Below are 21,276 nucleotides of genomic sequence, written 5' to 3'. Positions count from 1 at the left end.
CCGTTCAGTGCAGCTTATAGCGCGCCAGAAATCCCTCGCCGCCTAGCTGACGCATCTGGCGCATAATCCACTGCTGGCGCTGGCGAACGTAGCCTGAAGGCGCATCGGCACGGAAGCGAATCGGGTTGGGCAACACGGCGGCTAACAGCGCCGCATCCGCAATCGTGAGACGGCTGGCTGGCTTATGGAAATAGCGCTGCGAGGCTTCCTCAACGCCAAATACGCCATTGCCAAACTCAGCGATATTCAGATAGACCGTTAAGATACGGCGCTTAGTCCATACCGTTTCCAGACCCACCGTCAGTCCAGCCTCGAGCCCTTTTCGCACCCAGCTGCGGCCATCCCAGAGAAACAGGTTTTTTGCCGTCTGCTGCGAAAGCGTGGACGCGCCACGCAGTCGCTCTCCCTCCTCGCTATCCAATACTTGTTGAATAGCGTTGACGTCAAAGCCCCAATGCTCAGGGAATTTTTGATCTTCGGAGGCAATGACCGCTAACGCCATCCACGGAGAAATTTCATCCATGCTGACCCAATCCGAGTGGGCAACGTATCCAATATCGCCACTGAGCCAGGCGCCCAGCTGGCGCTCCATCATCACCGCTGAGAATGGCACCGGTAAAAAGGCGAACAGCACCAACGCGGTGAGCCATACTCCCAGCACCACCAGCGCACTCTTCACGACGACGCGTTTAACTCGCTGCCTTAACTTCCCTTTGTTCTTTCGCATCACCTTTTCTCTTACCTGTCGCCGCATTAATCAATCACACAGGTCACAATCACCTGAAGTTGGGCCAGTACGATAAATTCGCTCACTTACTTTACAATGACGTAAAGTGAATTCGATTATCTCATCCAAGTCGTTTCTCTATTAGAGCTATTAACATCAAGCACTTCCGTAGTTAGGGAATCGGTTCCATGGCTAGGAATTAATCATTTTAAGCGGTATAGCATACTTAACTATAAGTGATAGCTATCACAAAGAAGCTTTCGCAAACCTTAACTATTACCTCATGAAACTCTGGTTTAAGGCCGGGTTTCCCCTTTCCTACAGGCAAAGGTATTCACTAAAGCAATGAAGAAACCCGCGCCGGGTGCAAAACAGCGGCTCCTGACGAAGCCTATTTTAAGCTAATCGCAGCGCTTGATAAGGACTTTGAAGGCGCACTTTCCAAAACGTTTTGGGCGAAACGGCTTGCATGGTGTTATTTTCTTTTTAAATCAGCTTATTAAAATCACATTTTTGCGGCGCGCGCTGCGGCAGCGTCGGAACAACAATGAGGCAGTTTTTCATGCTTGTGTTTGCGGTAAAACCAGGCTGATTTCAGAATTTTTGATCAAAAACAGTGCAATTTGGCCAAGAAATTAATTCCCTGCTTGACTGTGTTGGCAAATTAATGTTTTCTGTATTTAAACGCTGCTCAACATCACACTCTTTAATGAATTTTGTCGCAACCGCAGATGGATTTGTTAAAGTGATACGAAAGCGTAAACCAATACCACACTGTTGCTCTTGTATACGTCTTCTCATAACAGCAACCGTGCCTTTTTCCCTGGTGTTGGCGCAGTATTCGCGCACCCCGGTTTCGACTGGGGTCATTTTTTTTCTGCTCCCCTTATTTTTTCTTAGCATCTACCCAGTCACGTAATACGTTCACATCATGCTGCCAGGCATGCTTTAGCTCATCAATCCACTCCTGCACGTTGTCCCACCACGCGGGCAATTCGGGTGACTGAATCTGTTTCGCCAACTTTTGCAGATGGAGCAGCCCAACAGAACCTGCGGCGCCTTTAATTTTATGCCCCTCTTCTGCAATGCCTTTTTGATCGCGCGCCATCATGTTGGACTCCAGCACATCCAGATAGCCAGGCATCATCTGTTCAAACATCGTCAGGCTCTGCGTAATCAAGCCTGGGCCCACTAATTCGATATACTGTTCCAGCATCTCCACGTCCAGCAAACCGCGCGAGGTGTCTTCTGAGGGCACGTTCGGAAGTGCTGCTGGCTCCGGCTGTTCATCCCAAAACTTTTTGATCATGGCGGTTAGCGCGGGCACCGCCAGCGGCTTACTCAGCACATCATCCATGCCCGCATCGAGATACTCTTTTTTATCTTTCAGCACATTTGCGGTCAGCGCCACCAGCGGCGGCAGCGCTGTGCCGGCGTGACGTTGATGAATGGCACGTGACACGTCCAAACCGGTCATGTCCGGCAACTGAATATCCAGCAACACCAGATCGAACTCATGCGGATCGAACATCGCCAGTGCCTCTCCGCCCGTCATCGCCACCTCGACGCTGCAGCCTAGCTTTTCCAGCACGGAGCGGGCGACGATCACGTTCAACTCAATGTCTTCAACCAGCAGCACGTGCAGCGCGGGCAGCGGCATATCGTTGTCCAGGTCCTCGTCTTCAATTTCATCGGCGACGCGCGGTGCGTTGATCTCCAGCGTAAAGCAGGAGCCTTGACCCGGTGCGCTGCTCACGGTGATATCGCCGCCCATTGCCTGCGCCAGACGCCGCGAGACCGCCAGGCCAATCCCGGTTCCGGTGGCGGGTTTCCCACCATGCTGATCCTTCACCTGGTAATACATGGCAAAAATTTTGTCCTGCTCTTCCTGTGGGATCCCCATACCGGAATCCTGCACCTCAAAATGCAGCGTTTCATCTTGACGATAAGCCACGCGGACAACGATTTCGCCCTGCTGGGTAAACTTCACGGCATTGCCGATCAGATTCCACAGAATCTGACGCAGGCGGGTGCCGTCAGCGGTGATTTTATGCGGCAGAGGCAACTCAGGTGCCATCACGAACTTCAGCCCTTTAGGCTGTGCCAGCAGGCCCGATAAATTCTCGAGATCGGCCAGAAAGCCGGTGAAATCCAGCGGCTGGTTATCAAGCTGCACCTTACGCCGCTCGATTTTGTCCACTTCAATCACATCGTTGAAGATATTGCCCAGCGTGATGGCTGACACGTGTATGGTCTTCAGGTACTTCAACTGCTCCTGATTTAAGTCGGTATCGAGGAGAATACGGCTCAATCCAACGATGCCATTGAGCGGCGTACGCAGCTCGTGGCTGATGGTAGAGATAAACGTGGTTTTCTCGCGACTGGCGTTCTCCAGCGCGTCCTGATAGCGCTTACGCTCGGTAATGTCACGTCCAAAGCCCATCAGGCCGCTGCGCTTACCTACACGGTCATAATACGGGACTTTGCGGATTTCAAAACAGGCTTTGCGTCCGTCAGGATATTGTAGCCATTGCTCATAGGTCAGCGAGACGTTGTGGCGGAAAACCTTCTCATCGGTTTCCAGTACCTTGGAGGCCGCCTCTTCATCGTAAATATCACGCGGCGTCAGGCCAATGAGCTGCTTCTCGCTCATGCCTGTTAATAGCTCCATGGCGCGATTACAGCCGGAGAACTCTTTGTCGATGTTGCGATAAAACACCAGATCGGGCGAGGCATCGAGAAAAGAGCGCAGGAAAGAGGATTGCTGCTCTAGCTCGATCTGCGCCTGCTCGCGGCGCGCCATCTCTTCACGCAGCTTATCCATCACCTGCTCACGCGCCTGCTCCGCTTTAATACGATCGGCAATCTCCTGATTAAGCTGCGTGATGGTCTCTTTCATCTGCTGATTCAGCTCCAGATCCCGCGTGCGCATCTCTTCCAGTTTATCAACCAGCCTCGACAGCCGCTGGCGTGACTCTTCCAGCTGATCGACCACGACAGAGAGGAAATAGACGGCCCACGGCGTGATTAACAAGCCAAAAAAGACCGAGCGCACGACGTCGATACTTTCAACGTGACCGCGCAGCACCATGGTAACGGCCATTTGAACCACCATGGCCAGCACAACCAGCGCGGAAGCCAACAACAGGGAGAAGCGCACCAGCCCCAGCTTAACCATCAGGTCAACGTAGTATTGTGCGAGCAGACGAATTTGTTTCATGACGAGCCCTCTGGACGAAATCAGGCTCATCATATCGTAAATATCCCTTTATCGCGCCGTAACATGCTGAGTTTGCTCCATTATGGTGCAAAACCCTTGAATTTCGCCGACGTTTCCCGCGTTATGCGCAAAGCGCTTGACTAATTCCGCTAACTGAATAATCTGAAAGGCCGCCCCGCCGCCGCCCGTTTCAAAACAACGGGGCTTATCAATCTTCTTCTCTGCCTTTTCCACAAATGGTTTCACACCGTTATTGCATATCCATTCAAATTTACTGCCTGCTTATCTAAAATCACGCTGATTAATTTTGCTAATGCCAACGGTTTTTTGATTCAAAAAGCGCGCCATAAGAAAAACAGATACATGCTGCGCATGAACCGACACCAACAGAATTTCGTGCTGTTTAATCATTCCTTATCAGCATTGTTTGGATATATGCGGCCTTCCTCACAGTGAGACGACTTACACCCCCAGGGCGCACCACTCCAGCCAGATTGACATAAATTTTCTTATTAACCTTTTATAAATTATATGATTATATCAATTAACTGCTTATTACATGCCCTAAGACAGGCTATTTGACCTCTGTTCGCTTTCCCGATAAGTTGGAATGCCGCTGGAGGTGCTCCAGCTGGAACTGAGTCTCGGCATATCTATGCAGCAAGAAACTCCCTCTGGATGCAAGTTATCTCCCATAAGAGACCGGAAGTAAGAGCAGCTCATCAAGGACGTGAAGCGTAATTCCTGAGAGCCTTTGCTCAGTGTTGCGACGCCCGCGGTTAGCGCGCGAAAAGAATTGATAAAGCACGCAGCTGTGCGCGGTGCTCGAACGAATGCAGGTAATGTCTAAAGCAGTTTAAGGAGACCCTCAATGTCCACTCAAAAACCTCATCCCTATGGTTTGTATGATCCCTCAGCCGGAAGTGATAGCTGTGGTGTAGGTTTCATTACGCGAAAGGACGGCGAGCAGACCCATGAAATTCTGCGTATGGCGCACAGTGCCTTATGCACGGTACCGCATCGCGGCGGTATGTCTGCGGAGGGTGTCGGCGATGGCGCCGGCGTTAACGTTGACCTTTCTCTGCGCTTTTTCCGTAAAATCACCGGTCAGCCGCTGGAAGCGGGTCGCTTTGGCGTGGGTAACTTCTTTGTGCCAAAAGATGCCGAGCTGCGCGCCAATGCCGAGCGTTTGGTCGAGCAAACCCTGGCGGCGCATAACCTGCCGATGCTAATGAAGCGCGACATGCCGCTGGATAACAGCGTCACCCGTGCGGCGGCAGTAAAGTACCAGCTGCCGATTGTGCAGTGGATCTTCGCGGCCCCGCAGGAGATTGGCGATCAAAATGAGTTTGAGCGCCACATCTACCGCGCGCTGCTGGATATCGAAGCGCGGGCGTTTACCGAGCAGGAGTTTGGCGGTTTGTATCCGCTGTCGCTCTCCTCGCGCACCCAAGTATTTAAAGCGCGCCTGAACTCAAATGAAGTGATTCCCTATTTCAAAGATCTCACCGACGAAGATCATCAGGTACGCGGGCTGTTTTTCCATACCCGTTTTTCCACCAACACCGATCCGCACACGACCATGGCGCAGCCGTTCCGCCTGATGGCCCATAACGGTGAGCTCAATACCGATCGTAAAAACCGCATTGCGGAAGCCGCCCTGATGCTGGCGCGCGGCAAAAAGATCGTGCGTCCAAAAGGTCAATCAGACAGTTCACGCCTCGACCAGAGCATTCACAGCCGGTTGATGGAAGATAATCTCGACTTGATCAACGCGGTGGTTTCGATGATGCCACCCGCCTGGGAAAATGACACCTCGCTCTCCGGCGACGTGCGCGCCATGTTGGAGTATTTCTCGCTTTACGAAGAGAAGAACGACGGCCCGGCAGCGTTGATTTTTGGCAATGGCGAAGTCATAGGCGCACGCCTGGACCGCCTGGGTCTCCGTCCGCTGCGTTCCGTGGAAACGGCCGACTATATTGGTGCGATGTCTGAAGCGGGCCAGATTGCCTTCCCGCCGGAAAGCGTGCTGCGCCGTGGACGTATCGAAGCCGGCGGTATGCTGTATTACGATCACCGCGAAAAACGCGCCTATACCACGGTAGAAGCGCTGGAAAAACTGGCCGCCGAGAAAGATTATCCTGCCCTGCTGCGCGCAGCCCGCGTTGAGCTGCAGGATCTGCCGGAAGTGCCTGCGGAGAAACTCGGCTCGCCGCTGCGCTATCGCGGCGATCTCAAAACCTACCAGCGGTTTGTGGCTTACTACTACAACCAAGAAAGCTTTAAATTCATGATGGACCCGATGCTGCAAACCGGCGCAGAGAAGATCTCCGCAATGGGTTACGGCAACGCCATCAACGGCCTGTCCGACCACGAAGGCGGTATGGCGCACTACTTCTCACAGCGCTTTGCGCAAGTGACCAACCCGCCGCTGGATTCGATCCGTGAAGCTGATGGCATGACGCTGCGCGTGGCGCTGGGCGCTAAACCGCATCTTGGCCGCAGCAAAGGCCAACAGATCATCGTGCCAAGCCCGATCCTCACGCATCTGGATATGCTGCGCCTGCGTGAACAGACCGTGGCGCCTTATGCGCGTTTTGACATGCTATATCAGCCGGTCACCGGCAAAGATATCGTCAGCCGTGCTGCCAACGCCGATGCGCTGGAAGCGGCTATCGATAACCTGGCGCAGCAGGTGGTGGATTTTGCGCGTCAGCAAGGCGGTATCGCGGTGATCACCGACCGCCACATCTCTTCGACGCACGCGGCGATCCCGATGCTGCTGATGGTCTCCGCCATTAACCAGCGCCTGGTGCAGGAAGGTTTGCGTCTGGATGTGTCGCTGGTGGTAGAGAGCGGACAAAGCATCTCTTCACACCACATTGCCGCCACGCTCGGCTTTGGTGCCTCGGCGGTCTATCCGCTTGGCGTGCAGATGCGTGCCGAAGAGAAGTTTGGTGAAGGTGAAGAGGGTAACAAGGCCTTTAAGCGCTATGCCAAAGCCGCTGAAAAAGCGCTGATGAAAACCATGGGCAAAGTGGGCCTGTGCACCGTGGAAAGCTACAGCTGCGGTGAGTTCTTCGAGCCCAACTTCCTGGATACCGACGATCCGGTGCTGAAAAAGTATTTCCCAAATATCAAAACGCCGGTGGGCGGCGCCGGGTTCCCGGCTATCGCCCAGATGGCGGTCGACTGGCACCAGAGCGCCCTGAAAATTCAGGGTGAAGCGGAAGTGCCGCTGCTGGGGCTGTTCAAAGAGCGCGCCGAAGGGGCGGGTCACTCTTACGGTACCATCGCCGTGCGCACCTTTATCGACATGACGGAACAGCCAATTCGCTTCGCCGACAAAGCGCGCGAAGAAGATAACTTTATCCGCCTGATGACGCTGGCCAAGCTGGATAATGCGTTCAACATCAACGCCGATGCCTTCAAGGACAGTAGCTTTGAGCGCATTCCCAATGCGGTCATTGATAGCTTCACCATTACGCCGGACTACCGTCAGTTCTCCAGCCTGATGCACGCCGAGCGCAAACGTCGTCCTGCGGCGCTGCGCGATATTCTCGCCCTGCCCTGTGATTTAACGCACGTGGACAGCGAAGCGGAGTTTGGCCGCAAGCTGGGTCGCTATTCGTTGATCAACAACGGCTTCGCGACGCGCGGTCTGGCCTGCAAGGCCACGGATGGCAGCCTCAATCAGTTTGAACTGCGGTTGATCGACGCGATCGCGGGCCTTAAGCCCGAAGAGGAGCGCCTGAACGCGCTGGCGCGGGCGCTGAAAACCCGCTTCAACGACGAGATTGAGCGTAGCCACGTTGAGGCCGGTGCGCTGCATATCACCGCCTACGGCAAAGCGGCCGATTACCTGTCGAAAATCTTCACCGCACAGCCTTCGCTGCCGCTGGATGAAATCCAGCCTGCGCACGAAATCACCCGCACCTTCGCCTCCGGCGCGATGAGCCACGGCGCGCTGGTGGCCCCGGCCCACGAAGCGGTGGCGCACGGCACCAATATGGTAGGTGGCATGAGCAACTGCGGTGAAGGTGGCGAGCACTACTCGCGCCACGGCACCCTGCGCGCCTCACGTATCAAGCAGCTGGCGTCTGGCCGCTTCGGCGTCTGGGCCGCCTACCTGGCCGATCCGATGCTGGAAGAGCTGGAGATCAAAATTGGTCAGGGCGCGAAACCCGGTGAAGGCGGACAGCTGCCTGCGCCGAAAGTCACCGTGGAGATCGCGGCGGCGCGCGGCGGTACGCCGGGCGTCGAGCTGGTATCGCCGCCGCCACACCATGACACGTACTCCATCGAAGATTTGGCGCAGCTGATCCATGACTGTAAGGCCGCGCGCGTGCGCGTGGTGGTGAAGCTGGTTTCCTCTGAAGGTATCGGCACCATCGCCGTGGGCGTGGCTAAAGCCGGTGCGGATGTGATCAATGTGGCTGGCAACACCGGCGGCACCGGTGCGGCCTCCGTTACCAGCCTGAAATATACCGGTCGCGTGGCGGAAATCGGCATCGCCGAAGTGCATCAGGCGCTGTGTGCCAACGGCCTGCGCGACAAAGTGCAGCTGCGCTGCTCAGGCGCGCAGCAGACCGGCAGCGACGTGATTAAGTCTGCTCTGCTGGGGGGCGACAGCTTCGAGTTCGGTACCACCGCGCTGATGATGCTGAAATGCGTCATGGCGAAGAACTGCAACGTGAAGTGCCCGGCCGGCTTAACCACCAATGCCGAAGCCTTTGACGGCGACCCGCGTCAGCTGGCGCAATATTTCATTAACGTGGCACAAGAAGTGCGCGAATTCCTGGCGCGACTGGGCTTGCGTTCGCTGCGTGAAGCGCGCGGGCGCTCCGATCTGCTGCACTTGATGGATCACCCGCTTGAAGTCGGCAAACTGGATCTGCGCGCCATGCTGACCGTGGTTCCCGAACAGAAAGTCGAGCAGCCGGTGTATCTGGAAAAAGACTTTACGCTCGACGACGACTGGCTTGATACCGTGAAGGCGACATTGATTGACGCGGCGGGACGTGAAGTGGCACTGGGCGACGGCATTGTGCTGAATAACCGTAACAAAAGCGTGGGCGGCCAATTGGCGATCGATATCGAACGCATGCTGAATCACACGCTGCCTGCCGCACAGCGCGCTGCGCTGCCCGCGGTATTGAAAGACGATCGTGGCCGCCACTACCTTGCGCCTCGCACCGTGAATATTCACACCACCGGTGCCGCAGGACAGTCCTTCGGGGCGTTCTGCAACGACGGTATGCTGATGAAACACTATGGCACCTGCAACGACGGCGTGGGCAAAGGCCAATGCGGCGGTGAGCTGGTGGTGATGTCTCCCGGCGGCGGTGCGCAGGATAGCGATGGCAACGTATTAATCGGTAACTTCGCGCTGTTCGGTGCGACGGGTGGGCGTCTGTTTGTGCAGGGCCAGGCAGGCGATCGCTTTGCCGTGCGCAACTCCGGCGCCACTGCCGTGGTTGAGGGCGTGGGCGATTTCTGCTGCGAATACATGACCAACGGCGCCATTCTCAACCTCGGTACCTTCGGCAAAGGCTTCGGCAACGGCATGAGCGGCGGCTTCGCCTATCAGTACGATCCCTACGGCTCGCTGGCGGCGCACGCGGCAGGTGACTCGGTGTTGTTTGGCTCTATTGCCGACGCCGATGAAATGGCGCAGGTCCACAAGCAAGCCGTGCTGACCCTACTGCACTGGCATCTGGAAGCGACACAGTCGCCGCGTGCGGCTTGGCTGCTGGATAATTGGGAAACCGAATGCCAGCACTTTGTGTACGTGATGCCGCGTTCACTGCTGCTTTATCAAGACGGCGCTGAAATTCTGAAAGCCAAATCGCGCAAAGATTTGCTGGAAGAGCTGTCAACCTCGCTCGCCGCACATCAGGTGGCGAAGTTCAAATCAGCGTGGCGCACCGGCAAAACCATCGCAGACGGCGCAGTCCCGGCCTACGGCGCTACCGATACGCAGGAAATGTTTGTCCTGCTGAACAACTACACCGTGCTGAGCTTTGCGCAGCAGCTGGCGCTGGGTAAATTGCCAAAAGGCACTTCGGTAGAAGATCCCGCGGTGGAAAAAGCGGTGCGTAATTTGCTGATGACGGAAGATTTCACGCTGGTGAGCAAGCTGCAACGCCACGCCCGTGCCGCTATCGAGAGCTACAGCGATGACGAGTTGGCGAGCCTAATCGCCGCCAAGCGTATGGCCGATTACAAGGCCGCCCTGACGCAGCGTAACATTCGCTCGATGGATAGCCTGGCCACCTATGGCTGGATCATTTATCAGGATGCGCGCAACCGTGAGGTACTCGGTCATCTGCCTGATTTTGAAGAGCTGTTTGCACGTGCCGCGCTGCCAGAAATCGCGGCGGCAGTGGGCAAACTCGCCTGAGTGTACCGCGAGAAATGGACGAAGGCCCGGTGACGGTGTTCCGGGCTATGACGACGAATTCGATGAACCGGTTTGAGTACTGATATCCATGAAGATTCCTTACATTCCTGAAGATGCCCCGTTTAACGGCGAACAGAAATATTGGCTGGCAGGTTTTCTCGCGGGGCTCCATTCGCGCCTGCTGGTATTAGAAGACAAGCAAACTGCGCCGGCAGCCGGCGCTAGCGCGAATACCCAACTGCATATTTTGTATGGCTCACAAACCGGTAACGCGGAAGCGCTGGCGCACACCGCAGCCAAAGCCGCGCGGGCGAAAGGATTGGTGCCAGTAGTACAGGCGCTGGGTGAAGTGGATCTGGATGTGTTTGCCACCATGCGCCACGTGCTGATCGTCACCTCCACCTACGGTGAAGGTGAGATGCCCGACAATGCGCAGCTGTTCTGGCAGGCGCTCTCGGCCAGCACCGCGCCTCGCCTGGAGCAGATGCATTTTGCCGTGCTGGCGATTGGCGACACCGGCTATGACGGCTTTTGTCAGGCGGGCAAATTCTTTGATATGCGACTTGAGCAGCTTGGTGCGAAACGCGTGGTTGATCGTATCGACTGTGATATCGACTTTGAAGAGCCCTCCAGCGAATGGATCGGCAGCGCCATGCCTCAGTTCGCCGCCAGCGCGGGCAGCAGCGGCACCGCGTTAGAAAGCGCGCCGGAAGCACCGGTGATCCCGGGTAGCAACAAGCAAAACCCGTATGCCGCCGCGCTGATCACCAATAAGCGCCTGTCGAGTGACGCCTCGGCAAAAGATATCCGCCACTTTGAATTTGATCTCACCGACAGCGGCCTGAAATATGAAGCCGGGGATGCGCTGGGCGTGATCCCGGTTAACGACGCTGCGCTGGTGAGCCTGCTGCTGGCCGAACTCAAAGCTGATTACGAAACGCCGGTTTCCGGCTATGAGCGTAGCCTCGGCGATTTGCTGACGCACCAGTTTGAGATCTCTGAGCCGTCGCGCAAACTGATTGAGTGGGTAGGCCAAAACACCGCCAACCAAGAGTTGCTGCACGTATTACAGCACGACGACAAAGACACGCTTGCGAACTGGCTGTGGGGCAAAGACACGCTGGACCTGCTGCAGCTTGAGCTGAAACGCAGCCTCTCTGTGCCGGAATTTGTTGCCATGCTGCGTCCACTGCAGCACCGCGCTTACTCCATCTCCTCCAGCGCGAAAGCCCACCCGAATCAGGTGCATCTCACCATCGCCTCTGTGCGTTATCACAGCAACGGGCGCGAGCGTAAAGGCGTGTGCTCAAGCTATCTGGCTGAGCGCGTGCGCCGCGGCGAGAAACCGGCGATCTTTATTTCACCCAATAAAGCGTTTCGCGTGCCCGCCAACCCGGATGCGCCGCTGATCATGGTGGGGCCGGGTACCGGCATCGCGCCGTTCCGCGCCTTCCTGCAGGAGCGTCAGGCCACCGGCGCAGCGGGAAAAAACTGGCTGTTCTTTGGCGATCAGCACCAGGCGCACGATTTCATCTATCAGGATGAACTGAGCGCGTGGCAGCAGAGCGGGCTGTTAACTCACCTCGATCTGGCCTTCTCGCGCGATCAGGAAGAGAAAATTTACGTGCAAAATCGCATGCTGGAAAAAGGTGCCGAGCTTTATGCCTGGCTGCAGGAAGGCGCCTATTTTTACGTGTGTGGGGATGCGTCGCGCATGGCGAAAGACGTTGATGCAGCGCTGTATGAAGTGGTGCGCCAGTTTGGCGGCCTCTCCAGTGAACGTGCGGCGGCCTATGTCGACCAGTTGAAGAAAGATAAACGCTACCTGCGCGACGTCTACTAAATCGCGCGTAGTACTCAAAAGGGGCGAGTATATCTCGCCCCTTTTTCTTTTCCACGGGTTATACAGGCGAAAAAAAACGGGCTGTGCTAGCCCGTTTTTTACGACCTCATGAAAACGGCCGGCGTTATTTCACCACGCGCAGCGAAGGACGCCCCCCGCGCGGCGGCGGCTCATCATCCGGCGTGTGATCTTCATCCTGCGCGTTGTCAGGACGATCGCCATCAATCACCGACATCATGGTCTCTTCCTGGCCTTCCAGCTCATCCGTTGCCAGTTCATAAGCAGGCTCAGGCTCAAACATGGTGCCCGCACCGTTTTCACGTGCATAGATAGCCAGCACCGCCGCCATCGGCACGGTGACCTGGCGTGGCACGCCGCCGAAACGCGCGTTGAAACGCACTTCGTCGTTGGCGAGATCCAGGTTGCCCACCGCGCGCGGGGCAATGTTCAGGACAATCTGACCGTCACGCGCGTATTCAAGCGGCACTTGTACGCCCGGCAAATTAATGTCCACCACCAGATGCGGCGTCAGCTGGTTGTCCAGCAACCAGTCGTAAAACGCACGCAGCAGATAGGGACGACGGGCAGTAAGCTGTGACATCTCCATAGGTTAGCCCCGTGATTGCAGGCGCATTTCACGTTCTGCTTCGGTCAGAGAAGCGAGGAAAGAGTCACGCTCGAACACGCGAGTCATGTAGCCTTTCAGCTCCTTGGAACCGGCGCCCGATAAATCCACGCCCATTTGCGGCAAACGCCACAGCAGCGGTGCCAGGTAGCAATCCACCAGGCTGAACTCCTCGCTCATAAAGAATGGCGTGCGTGAGAACAGCGGTGCAATGGCCAGCAGCTCTTCACGCAGCTGCTTGCGCGCGGCATCCGCTTCGGCATCGTTGCCGCTTTCGATCTTGCGCATCAGCGTATACCAGTCATTCTCGATGCGGTGCATCATCAAACGGCTCTCGCCACGCGCTACCGGGTAAACCGGCATCAACGGCGGATGTGGGAAGCGCTCGTCAAGGTACTCCATGATGATGCGTGATTCGTACAGCGTCAGTTCACGGTCGACCAGCGTAGGTAAAGTGCGATAGGGGTTGAGGTCAATCAGATCCTGCGGCAGGTTATCCATTTCGACCTGCTCGATCTCGACGCTAACGCCCTTTTCAGCCAGTACGATACGCACTTGATGGCTAAAAATGTCAGTCGGACCGGAAAACAGCGTCATTACCGAACGTTTGTTGGCAGCGACAGCCATGAAAACCTCCAAGTTTGTTCACAAAAAAATACTGCGAATAGCCAACCACGCGGCGACTCACCTGCTCATCAGATTCGCTCTCAGCCAGCGTTTGCGCTCTAGAGGTCATGAAGGCACACAACAGAGACATAACGCGCCGGGCCACGGGCGCAAAGTGTCAGTCAGTTTACCAGATTTTAGACAGCGTGTGGGGCAGGTATAATGAATTGCGGGCAAAATGCGGGGAAAGTTCGCGTGTTTGGTCTAAAAAAGCAGAAAAAATGCCAATAAAAAACCCGCCGAAGCGGGTTTTTTTGCCAACTGCCGCTGCCGAAGCAGCCACAATTAACGCTTGGAGAACTGCGGACGACGACGTGCTTTACGCAGGCCGACTTTCTTACGTTCAACCTGACGCGCATCACGGGTAACGAAGCCCGCTTTACGCAGTTCAGAACGCAGAGACTCGTCGTATTCCATCAGAGCGCGGGTGATACCGTGACGGATCGCACCAGCCTGACCAGAAATACCACCACCTTTAACGGTGATGTACAGGTCCAATTTACCAACCATATCAACCAGCTCCAGCGGCTGACGCACGACCATGCGTGCAGTCTCGCGACCGAAGTACTGCTCCAGAGAGCGCTGGTTAATGACGATGTTACCGCTACCCGGCTTGATGAAGACGCGAGCGGCAGAGCTTTTGCGGCGACCAGTGCCGTAGTTTTGAGTTTCAGCCATTGCCTATAATCCCGATTAAATGTCAAGAACTTGCGGTTGCTGCGCCGCGTGGTTGTGCTCGTTGCCTGCGTAAACTTTCAGTTTACGGTACATAGCACGACCCAGTGGGCCTTTTGGCAGCATGCCTTTAACCGCGATTTCAATCACACGCTCAGGACGGCGTTCGATCATCTCTGCAAAGGTCGCTTGCTTGATACCGCCGATGTGGCCGGTGTGGTGATAGTAAATCTTGTCAGAACGCTTGTTGCCGGTTACGGCCACTTTTTCTGCGTTCAGAACGATGATGTAATCACCGGTATCAACGTGCGGAGTGTATTCCGCTTTATGCTTACCACGCAGACGGCGCGCCAGTTCAGTCGCCAGGCGACCCAAGGTTTTGCCGGTTGCGTCAACAACATACCAGTCACGCTGTACGGTTTCTGGTTTAGCTGTAAAAGTTTTCATTGAAAAGCTTACCCAAATAAAAAGTTACACGTTGGTGAAATCCCAAACGCTAAGTAAACGAATGAGGCTCACACGACCATTTTGCCCAGCAAGCCACCCCTTCAAGTGAGTTACTGGATCACATCGAGTTCTGGGAAAGAAAACCGATGCTGTAACGTGGGGTCGCAAGATTATAGAGAAGTCGAACTCAAAGATCGAACCTTTTTGCACCTATTTCCTGCGATTTCTCCCACGCGCTCAGGGGAGATGCGGCAGACGCAAATACTCTTCGCTTTGCATCTCCTGCAAACGCGACAGGCAGCGCTGATACTCAAACTTCAAGCGCGTCCCCTGATAAATTTCAAACAGCGACGTTTCAGCCGCCACCACCAACTTCACGTGGCGTTCATAGAACTCGTCCACCAGCGCGAGAAAACGGCGCGCCTGATCCTCGGTCTTGTAAATCATTACCGGCACATCGTACAGCAGCACGCTGTGGAAGCGGCGCGACAGGGCGATGTAATCGTGCTGGCTGCGACCAGCCCCGCATAGCGTGAGAAAATCAATCGCCAGTACGCCTTCGTGCACCCCTCGCGTTGCCATCTGACGGTGATTGATTTCCAACACGGGCGCGTCTTCGCGCGGCTTGCCTGACAGCGCCTTGAACATTCTCTCCATCTCCGCGTGCGTCGCGTCGTTTAGCGGGAAGTTCCACAGGTGAGCCGAGGTGAGCGTCCGCAGTCGGTAGTCAATGCCCGCGTCCACGTTCATGACATCGCAGTGCTGTTTTATCTGCTCAATGGCGGGCAGAAAGCGCGCGCGCTGTAAGCCATTGCGGTACAGATCATCCGGCGGAATATTGGAGGTGGCAACCAGCGAGATGCCGCGCGCAAACAGCGCTTCCATCAGCGTGCCCAACAGCATGGCATCGGTAATGTCCGAGACAAAAAACTCATCAAAGCAGAGAATATCGGTTTCAGCTTTGAATCGGTCCGCAACAATCAACAGCGGATCGCTCTGGCCCTGCAGCGCAGTGAGCTCTTCGTGTACGCGCAGCATAAAGCGGTGGAAGTGCAGACGCAGTTTGCGCTCGCCAGGAATAGACTGAAAAAACAGGTCCATCACCCAGGTTTTGCCGCGCCCCACGCCGCCCCACATGTACAGACCGCGCACCGGCGTTTCCTGCCGCGATGTCTCTTTTCCCATCAGCTTTGACAGCCGACCCAATAGCCCGGTGGCGGCCGGCTCCGCGCGATGCGTGCGCGCAACCAACCCTTGTTGAATCACGTCTAGCCGGGTAATCGCTTCACGTTGTACGTCATCCGGACGAAACTCGCCCTGCGACAGCGCCTGCTCGTAGCGGGCAAGCGGAGATGAGGTTTGCATGGTTCTCTCAGAATCCCTGAAAAAGTCCGATTCACGTTTCGGTTGCTGAAAATTAGGCCGCTATACACTAAGCGATGCAGGCCAGGAGTTCCACTTCCAATAGATTAACGGGTATAGTGGCTACTATTGAAGTTGAAACAGAAGCAGAAGCACTGCCCTACGAAACAACGGAAATTACACGGGAGTCATTATGACCTGGGAATACGGGCTGATTGGATTAGTCGTTGGTATTATTGTCGGCGCGGTAGTCATGCGTTTTGGCAACAAAAAGCTGCGTGAACAGCGCAGTATGCAGTATGAACTGGAAAAATCTCGGGCTGAGCTGGCCGATTATCGTGAAGAGCTCACCAACCATTTTGCACGCAGCGCGGAGCTGCTGGACAACATGGCGCATGATTACCGCCAGCTGTATCAGCACATGGCCAAAGGATCGAACGATCTGCTGCCCAACCTGCCTGGCGAGAAAAACCCGTTTGCTTATCAGCTGACGGAAGCCGAGGCCGACAACGATCAGGCGCCGGTGCAAATCCCGCGTGATTACTCTGAAGGTGCCTCTGGCCTGCTGCGCGGCGGCGACCGCACCGCGCAAAAATAATCCTTTTGGGGCACAGCTTAGCTGTGCCCTTTTTGTTTTCCGCGCACGCCAGCACACTACTGTCACACGTTTATCCCCTTATTCGCAGCGAGAGCATTTTGGCAATGAAAAAACAAACACGATTTTTAAGCGCATTAGCCTTAAGCATTGGGATGAGTCTGGCTGCCACGCCTGGCGCTATGGCAACCCTACCCGCGCAAATTCAGGGACAAGCCCTGCCAAGTCTGGCGCCGATGTTGGAAAAGGTGCTGCCTGCGGTGGTCAGCGTACACGTTGAGGGTACGGATAGCGGTCAGCAGGCGCAGGACATCCCTGAACCGCTGAAACGCTTCTTTGGCCAAGCGCCTGGACAGTCGCAACCCCAACCGTTTGAAGGATTGGGTTCGGGCGTCATCATCGATGCAGCCAAAGGTTATATCCTCACCAACAATCACGTGGTCAACGGCGCAGACAAAATCAGCGTGCAAATGGCTGACGGCAACGAGTATGACGCCAAACTGATCGGCCACGATGAGCAGACCGACATTGCGCTGATTCAGGTTGAAGGCGCGAAAAATTTAACCCAGGTAAAAATCGCCGACTCCGATGCGCTGAAGGTCGGTGACTTTGCTGTCGCCATCGGCAACCCGTTTGGTTTGGGACAGACCGCGACATCAGGCATTATCTCCGCACTGGGCCGCAGCGGGCTGAATCTGGAAGGTCTGGAAAACTTCATTCAAACCGATGCGGCGATTAACCGCGGTAACTCTGGCGGCGCATTGGTTAACCTGAACGGCGAATTAATTGGTATTAATACCGCCATTCTTGCCTCCAGCGGCGGCAATATCGGCATCGGCTTCGCCATCCCCAGCAATATGGCCATGAACCTTGCGCAGCAGCTGATTCAGTTCGGCGAAGTGAAGCGCGGCCAGTTGGGCATTAAAGGCACGGAAATGACGGCAGATATCGCCAAAGCCTTCAACGTTGACGCGCAGCGCGGTGCCTTTGTGTCCGAAGTGCTGCCGAAATCCGCCGCCGAGAAAGCGGGCATCAAATCCGGCGATATCATTGTCTCAATTAACGATAAACCGATCACCAGCTTTGCTGAGCTGCGCGTCAAAGTCGGCACTACGCCGCCGGGCCAGCAGGTCAAAATCGGCCTCCTGCGTGAGGGCAAGCCGGTGACTGTGAGTGTGACGCTTGAGCAAAGCGCGCAAACCACCGCCAGCGCACAGCTGATGTCACCGGCCTTACAGGGTGCGACATTGAGCGACGGCGCCACCAAAACCGGCGACAAAGGCGTGAAAGTGGACAGCATTGCCAAAGGGACGCCTGCCGAGCAAGTGGGGCTGCAGAAGGACGATATTATCGTTGGCGTTAACCGCACGCGCGTAGAGTCACTGGCCGCGATGCGCAAAGTGTTGGAGAGCAAGCCGCCGGTGCTGGCCTTAAACGTAATGCGCGGTGAGGAGAGTATTTACCTGCTGTTGCGTTAATCTTCACGCTGGGCGGACAAGCAGGTGATTGTCCGCCCACACTCATGATATTCTGCCCTCCGATCTTCCCTGGCGTGAAATAACACCATGTTTCTTAAACTCTTGCGTTCTGTGATCATGGGCCTGATTGTGGCGGGCTTACTGCTTGTTGCGATCCCTGCGCTGCGCATGGGGAGCAGCGTCACCTTTGACCACGACAATAGCGATGATGAAGCGCCGGTCAGCTTCAATCCTGGCGTGCGTCGCGCCGTGCCTGCGGTCGTGAATGTTTATAATCGCAGCGCCCATGGCAATAACAACCGCGGCATTACCACGCTGGGTTCTGGCGTCATCATGAACGGCAAAGGGTACATTCTTACCAATAAGCACGTGATCAATAATGCCGACCAGATTATCGTTGCACTGCAGGATGGCCGCTTTTTTGAGGCAACGCTGGTGGGCTCGGATACCATGACCGATCTGGCGGTGCTGAAAATCAGTGCATCCAACCTGCCGGTGATCCCCATCAACCCCAAACGCATTGCGCATATCGGCGATGTGGTCATGGCGATCGGCAATCCGTACAACCTCGGCCAGACGGTTACGCAAGGCATCATTAGCGCCACCGGTCGCATTGGCCTGAGCTCATCAGGACGTCAGAACTTTTTACAGACCGACGCCTCGATCAACCAAGGCAACTCCGGCGGTGCGCTGATTAACTCACTGGGCGAACTGATGGGCATCAACACCCTGACGTTTGATAAAAGCAGCGACGGCGAAACGCCAGAAGGTATTGGGTTTGCCATTCCCACCGCGCTGGCCACGCGCATCATGGAGAAACTGATTCGCGACGGGCGCGTCATCCGTGGCTACATCGGAATTACCGGGCGCGAACTGCCGCCGCTGCACGGCCAAGGCAACAACCTCGATCGCGTACAGGGCATTATTGTCAATGAGGTGACGCCGGGCGGACCGGCGGATCGCGCGGGCATTGAGGCCAATGACGTCTTGCTGCAGGTCAACGGCAAACCGGCGCTATCGGCCCAGGAAACCATGGATCAGGTGGCAGAAATACGGCCTGGCTCAGTGATTGAGGTGCAGGTGCTGCGCAACGATCGCAAGATGACGCTGCCGGTCACTATTCAGGAATTCCCGGAAACACGCAGCCCCGTAACGACACCACAATAAGGGCGCAGCCGCGCCCTTATTGTCTTAACTGCGCTCAACCGGGAAGGCGATCACGTCACTCAGCGCGTCAGCTTTCAGCGCCAGCATAATCAACCGATCAACGCCCAGCGCGACGCCGGAACAGGCCGGCATGCCGTGCGCTAACGCATCCAGCAACAAGGTATCAATGGGATGCTGTGGCAACCCGCGCGCGGCCCGACGGCGGTTATCCTGTTCAAAGCGCTGGCGCTGTTCGCGGCTGTCGGTCAGCTCGCGGAAACCGTTGGCCAGCTCGACGCCTTTGTAGTAAACCTCAAAGCGCTCCGCCACGCGGTGGTCTTCGGTGCTGATCTCCGCCAGCGCAGCCTGACTCGCGGGGAAATGGTAAATAAAGCACGGCTTGTCATTGCCGATTTTGGGCTCCACGCCCAGCATAAACAGCAGCTGCAAAAGCGTATCACGATCCTCTTCGCGCTGCGCCAGCTCCCCTTCCCCCAGCTTTGTCGCCGCCTCGCGCAGCTGCGTTTTATCTGCAGATAGCGGATCGAGTTCAAGATGGCGAATAAACGCCTGCTGGTACGAGAGGGATTCTGCGCTGTCGCACTCCAGCACCTGCTGCATCAGATCATCGACTTCGTTCATCAGCCGATACATATCATAGTGCGGGCGATACCACTCCAGCATGGTGAATTCCGGATTATGGTGGCGGCCAGCTTCTTCATTGCGGAAACAGCGGCCCATCTGATAAATCGGTCCGCTGCCCGCGGCGAGCAGGCGCTTCATGTGGTATTCGGGACTGGTCATCAGCCACAGATCGCGTCCTTCCGCCGCGCCAGGCCCAACAAAACGCGTCTGGAACGGCACCAGATGAATGTCGGTTACGGTGGCCTGACTCATCGCGGGTGTGTCCACTTCCAACACGCCACGATCGGCAAAGAAACGGCGAATTTCCGCTAAGATTGCGGCGCGTTTCAACAAATTGGCGATAGAGGCGCTTGGCTGCCAGCTTGCTGTTTCGCTCATGGTGATGACTCCTGGAACAGATTGGGGAGGGAAGTCTACCCGCAATAATCGCAGCAAACAACGGCACAGCGCGCAGGACGGTTTTCATGAAAGACGGCACAGGCGGGAACCGCAGAAGCCGGTACGAAGGGTTCGTACCGGCTTAAACGCTTACTGCGTGGTGCGCTGAATCGCCTTGCCGCCGGCTTCGACATCTTCGCCTACGCCACGCGTGGTATTGCAGGCTGATAGCAAGGTAGAAAGCACCAATACGGAGAAAATTGCGACAATACTTTTCTTTAACATAGCCATGTCCTTTTTTTAGTTGCAGTAAAAGTACAGCTTTAAAAGCATAGTCGGAATATGCCCTGCTGGCGCTCGGCCCCCGTGCGCGACGCGCAATTATTTATGCACAGCGGGATTTCCGTGGCACTAAAACAAAAAAGGCGCATCAAAGATGCGCCTGATTCAGGATGCTGCACTTATTTTACGCGAGAAACGTATTCGCCAGAGCGGGTATCCACTTTTACCACTTCGCCGATCTGCACGAACAGTGGCACTTTGATGACCGCGCCAGTAGAGAGCGTCGCTGGCTTACCGCCGGTACCCGCCGTATCGCCTTTCAGGCCTGGGTCGGTTTCGGTGATTTCCGCTTCGATGAAGTTCGGCGGCTGCACGGCGATAGGTTTATCGTTCCACAGGGTTACGATACACTCCGCGTTGTCCTGCAGCCACTTGGTGACATCATCCAGCACTTTGGCTTCAACCTGATACTGTTCGAAAGATTCAGGGTGCATGAAGTAGAAGAAGTCGCCGTCGTTGTAAGAGTACTGCAGCGTCATATCCCGTACGTCTGCGCCTTCGGCAGAGTCCGTGGATTTGAAGGTTTTCTCAACGCGAGAACCGGTCAGCAGGCGGCGCATTTTTACACGTGCGAATGCCTGGCCTTTACCCGGTTTTACGAATTCACTCGATTCGATGGCGTACGGTTCGCCTTCGAACATGATTTTAAGACCGGAACGAAAATCGTTGCTAAGATACGTCGCCATAAAGGCCCTCTGTAGATATTAACTGGTAATAGCCAAAA

The 21,276-nt window shown here is 55.7% G+C and carries 17 protein-coding genes; 5 read left to right on the top strand and 12 right to left on the bottom strand.

Annotated features, from left to right (window positions below):
- Positions 1-4 precede the first annotated feature (4 nt).
- The 4 genes from mtgA to LU196_RS09915 form a co-directional block, all read right to left on the bottom strand.
- A complete protein-coding gene (gene mtgA / locus LU196_RS09930; protein WP_232759133.1) occupies positions 5-727 on the bottom strand; it encodes a monofunctional biosynthetic peptidoglycan transglycosylase in 723 nt (240 codons plus the stop codon).
- A 594-nt stretch (positions 728-1,321) separates the two neighbouring features.
- Positions 1,322-1,597 (bottom strand): hypothetical protein, encoded by a 276-nt coding sequence (locus LU196_RS09925; RefSeq protein ID WP_232759132.1) that lies wholly within the window; start codon positions 1,595-1,597, stop codon positions 1,322-1,324.
- 16 nt (positions 1,598-1,613) lie between these two features.
- Positions 1,614-3,947, bottom strand: a complete 2,334-nt coding sequence (gene arcB / locus LU196_RS09920) for an aerobic respiration two-component sensor histidine kinase ArcB (RefSeq protein ID WP_232759131.1) — start codon at positions 3,945-3,947, stop codon at positions 1,614-1,616.
- A gap of 48 nt (positions 3,948-3,995) precedes the next feature.
- Entirely contained in the window at positions 3,996-4,193 is a 198-nt protein-coding gene (locus tag LU196_RS09915; RefSeq protein ID WP_232759130.1) for a hypothetical protein, read from the bottom strand.
- 625 nt (positions 4,194-4,818) lie between these two features.
- On the opposite strand from LU196_RS09915, the gene LU196_RS09910 reads away from it, so the two are divergent.
- Both LU196_RS09910 and LU196_RS09905 read left to right on the top strand, forming a co-directional pair.
- On the top strand, positions 4,819-10,350 hold the full coding sequence (locus tag LU196_RS09910; RefSeq protein ID WP_232759129.1) for a glutamate synthase-related protein: 5,532 nt from the start codon (positions 4,819-4,821) through the stop codon (positions 10,348-10,350).
- 88 nt (positions 10,351-10,438) lie between these two features.
- Entirely contained in the window at positions 10,439-12,193 is a 1,755-nt protein-coding gene (locus LU196_RS09905) for a sulfite reductase subunit alpha (RefSeq protein ID WP_232759128.1), read from the top strand.
- A gap of 124 nt (positions 12,194-12,317) precedes the next feature.
- On the opposite strand, the gene sspB is transcribed toward LU196_RS09905, so the two are convergent.
- The 5 genes from sspB to zapE form a co-directional block, all read right to left on the bottom strand.
- Entirely contained in the window at positions 12,318-12,800 is a 483-nt protein-coding gene (sspB, locus tag LU196_RS09900) for a ClpXP protease specificity-enhancing factor (protein ID WP_232759127.1), read from the bottom strand.
- Positions 12,801-12,803: 3 nt separating this feature from the next.
- A complete protein-coding gene (gene sspA / locus LU196_RS09895; protein WP_232759126.1) occupies positions 12,804-13,445 on the bottom strand; it encodes a stringent starvation protein SspA in 642 nt (213 codons plus the stop codon).
- Positions 13,446-13,769: 324 nt separating this feature from the next.
- Positions 13,770-14,162: a 30S ribosomal protein S9 gene (rpsI, locus tag LU196_RS09890; RefSeq protein WP_021507754.1), complete on the bottom strand. Its 393-nt coding sequence runs from the start codon at positions 14,160-14,162 to the stop codon at positions 13,770-13,772.
- Positions 14,163-14,177: 15 nt separating this feature from the next.
- Positions 14,178-14,606: a 50S ribosomal protein L13 gene (gene rplM, locus LU196_RS09885; RefSeq protein ID WP_232759125.1), complete on the bottom strand. Its 429-nt coding sequence runs from the start codon at positions 14,604-14,606 to the stop codon at positions 14,178-14,180.
- Positions 14,607-14,843: 237 nt separating this feature from the next.
- On the bottom strand, positions 14,844-15,971 hold the full coding sequence (zapE, locus tag LU196_RS09880; protein WP_232759124.1) for a cell division protein ZapE: 1,128 nt from the start codon (positions 15,969-15,971) through the stop codon (positions 14,844-14,846).
- A gap of 190 nt (positions 15,972-16,161) precedes the next feature.
- Between zapE and zapG the strand changes: the two genes are divergently transcribed.
- From zapG to degS, 3 genes are all read left to right on the top strand, one after another.
- A complete protein-coding gene (gene zapG, locus LU196_RS09875; RefSeq protein ID WP_232759123.1) occupies positions 16,162-16,566 on the top strand; it encodes a Z-ring associated protein ZapG in 405 nt (134 codons plus the stop codon).
- Positions 16,567-16,670: 104 nt separating this feature from the next.
- Positions 16,671-18,041 (top strand): serine endoprotease DegQ, encoded by a 1,371-nt coding sequence (gene degQ, locus LU196_RS09870; protein WP_232759122.1) that lies wholly within the window; start codon positions 16,671-16,673, stop codon positions 18,039-18,041.
- Between the two features lie 87 nt (positions 18,042-18,128).
- On the top strand, positions 18,129-19,208 hold the full coding sequence (gene degS / locus LU196_RS09865) for an outer membrane-stress sensor serine endopeptidase DegS (RefSeq protein WP_232759121.1): 1,080 nt from the start codon (positions 18,129-18,131) through the stop codon (positions 19,206-19,208).
- A gap of 24 nt (positions 19,209-19,232) precedes the next feature.
- On the opposite strand, the gene epmA is transcribed toward degS, so the two are convergent.
- The 3 genes from epmA to efp form a co-directional block, all read right to left on the bottom strand.
- Positions 19,233-20,210, bottom strand: a complete 978-nt coding sequence (gene epmA, locus LU196_RS09860; RefSeq protein WP_232759120.1) for an elongation factor P--(R)-beta-lysine ligase — start codon at positions 20,208-20,210, stop codon at positions 19,233-19,235.
- A gap of 150 nt (positions 20,211-20,360) precedes the next feature.
- A complete protein-coding gene (locus LU196_RS09855; RefSeq protein WP_232759119.1) occupies positions 20,361-20,495 on the bottom strand; it encodes an entericidin A/B family lipoprotein in 135 nt (44 codons plus the stop codon).
- 176 nt (positions 20,496-20,671) lie between these two features.
- Positions 20,672-21,238 carry an elongation factor P gene (gene efp / locus LU196_RS09850; RefSeq protein WP_039382139.1) on the bottom strand — a complete coding sequence of 189 codons (567 nt, stop codon included), beginning with the start codon at positions 21,236-21,238 and terminating at the stop codon, positions 20,672-20,674.
- Positions 21,239-21,276 lie beyond the last annotated feature (38 nt).

Origin of the sequence: Pantoea sp. Mb-10 (assembly GCF_021272205.1) — a bacterium.
Lineage (GTDB): Bacteria > Pseudomonadota > Gammaproteobacteria > Enterobacterales > Enterobacteriaceae > Pantoea.
The sequence above is the reverse complement of the archived record's forward strand: the minus strand, read 5'-3'. Positions and strand labels throughout refer to the sequence as shown.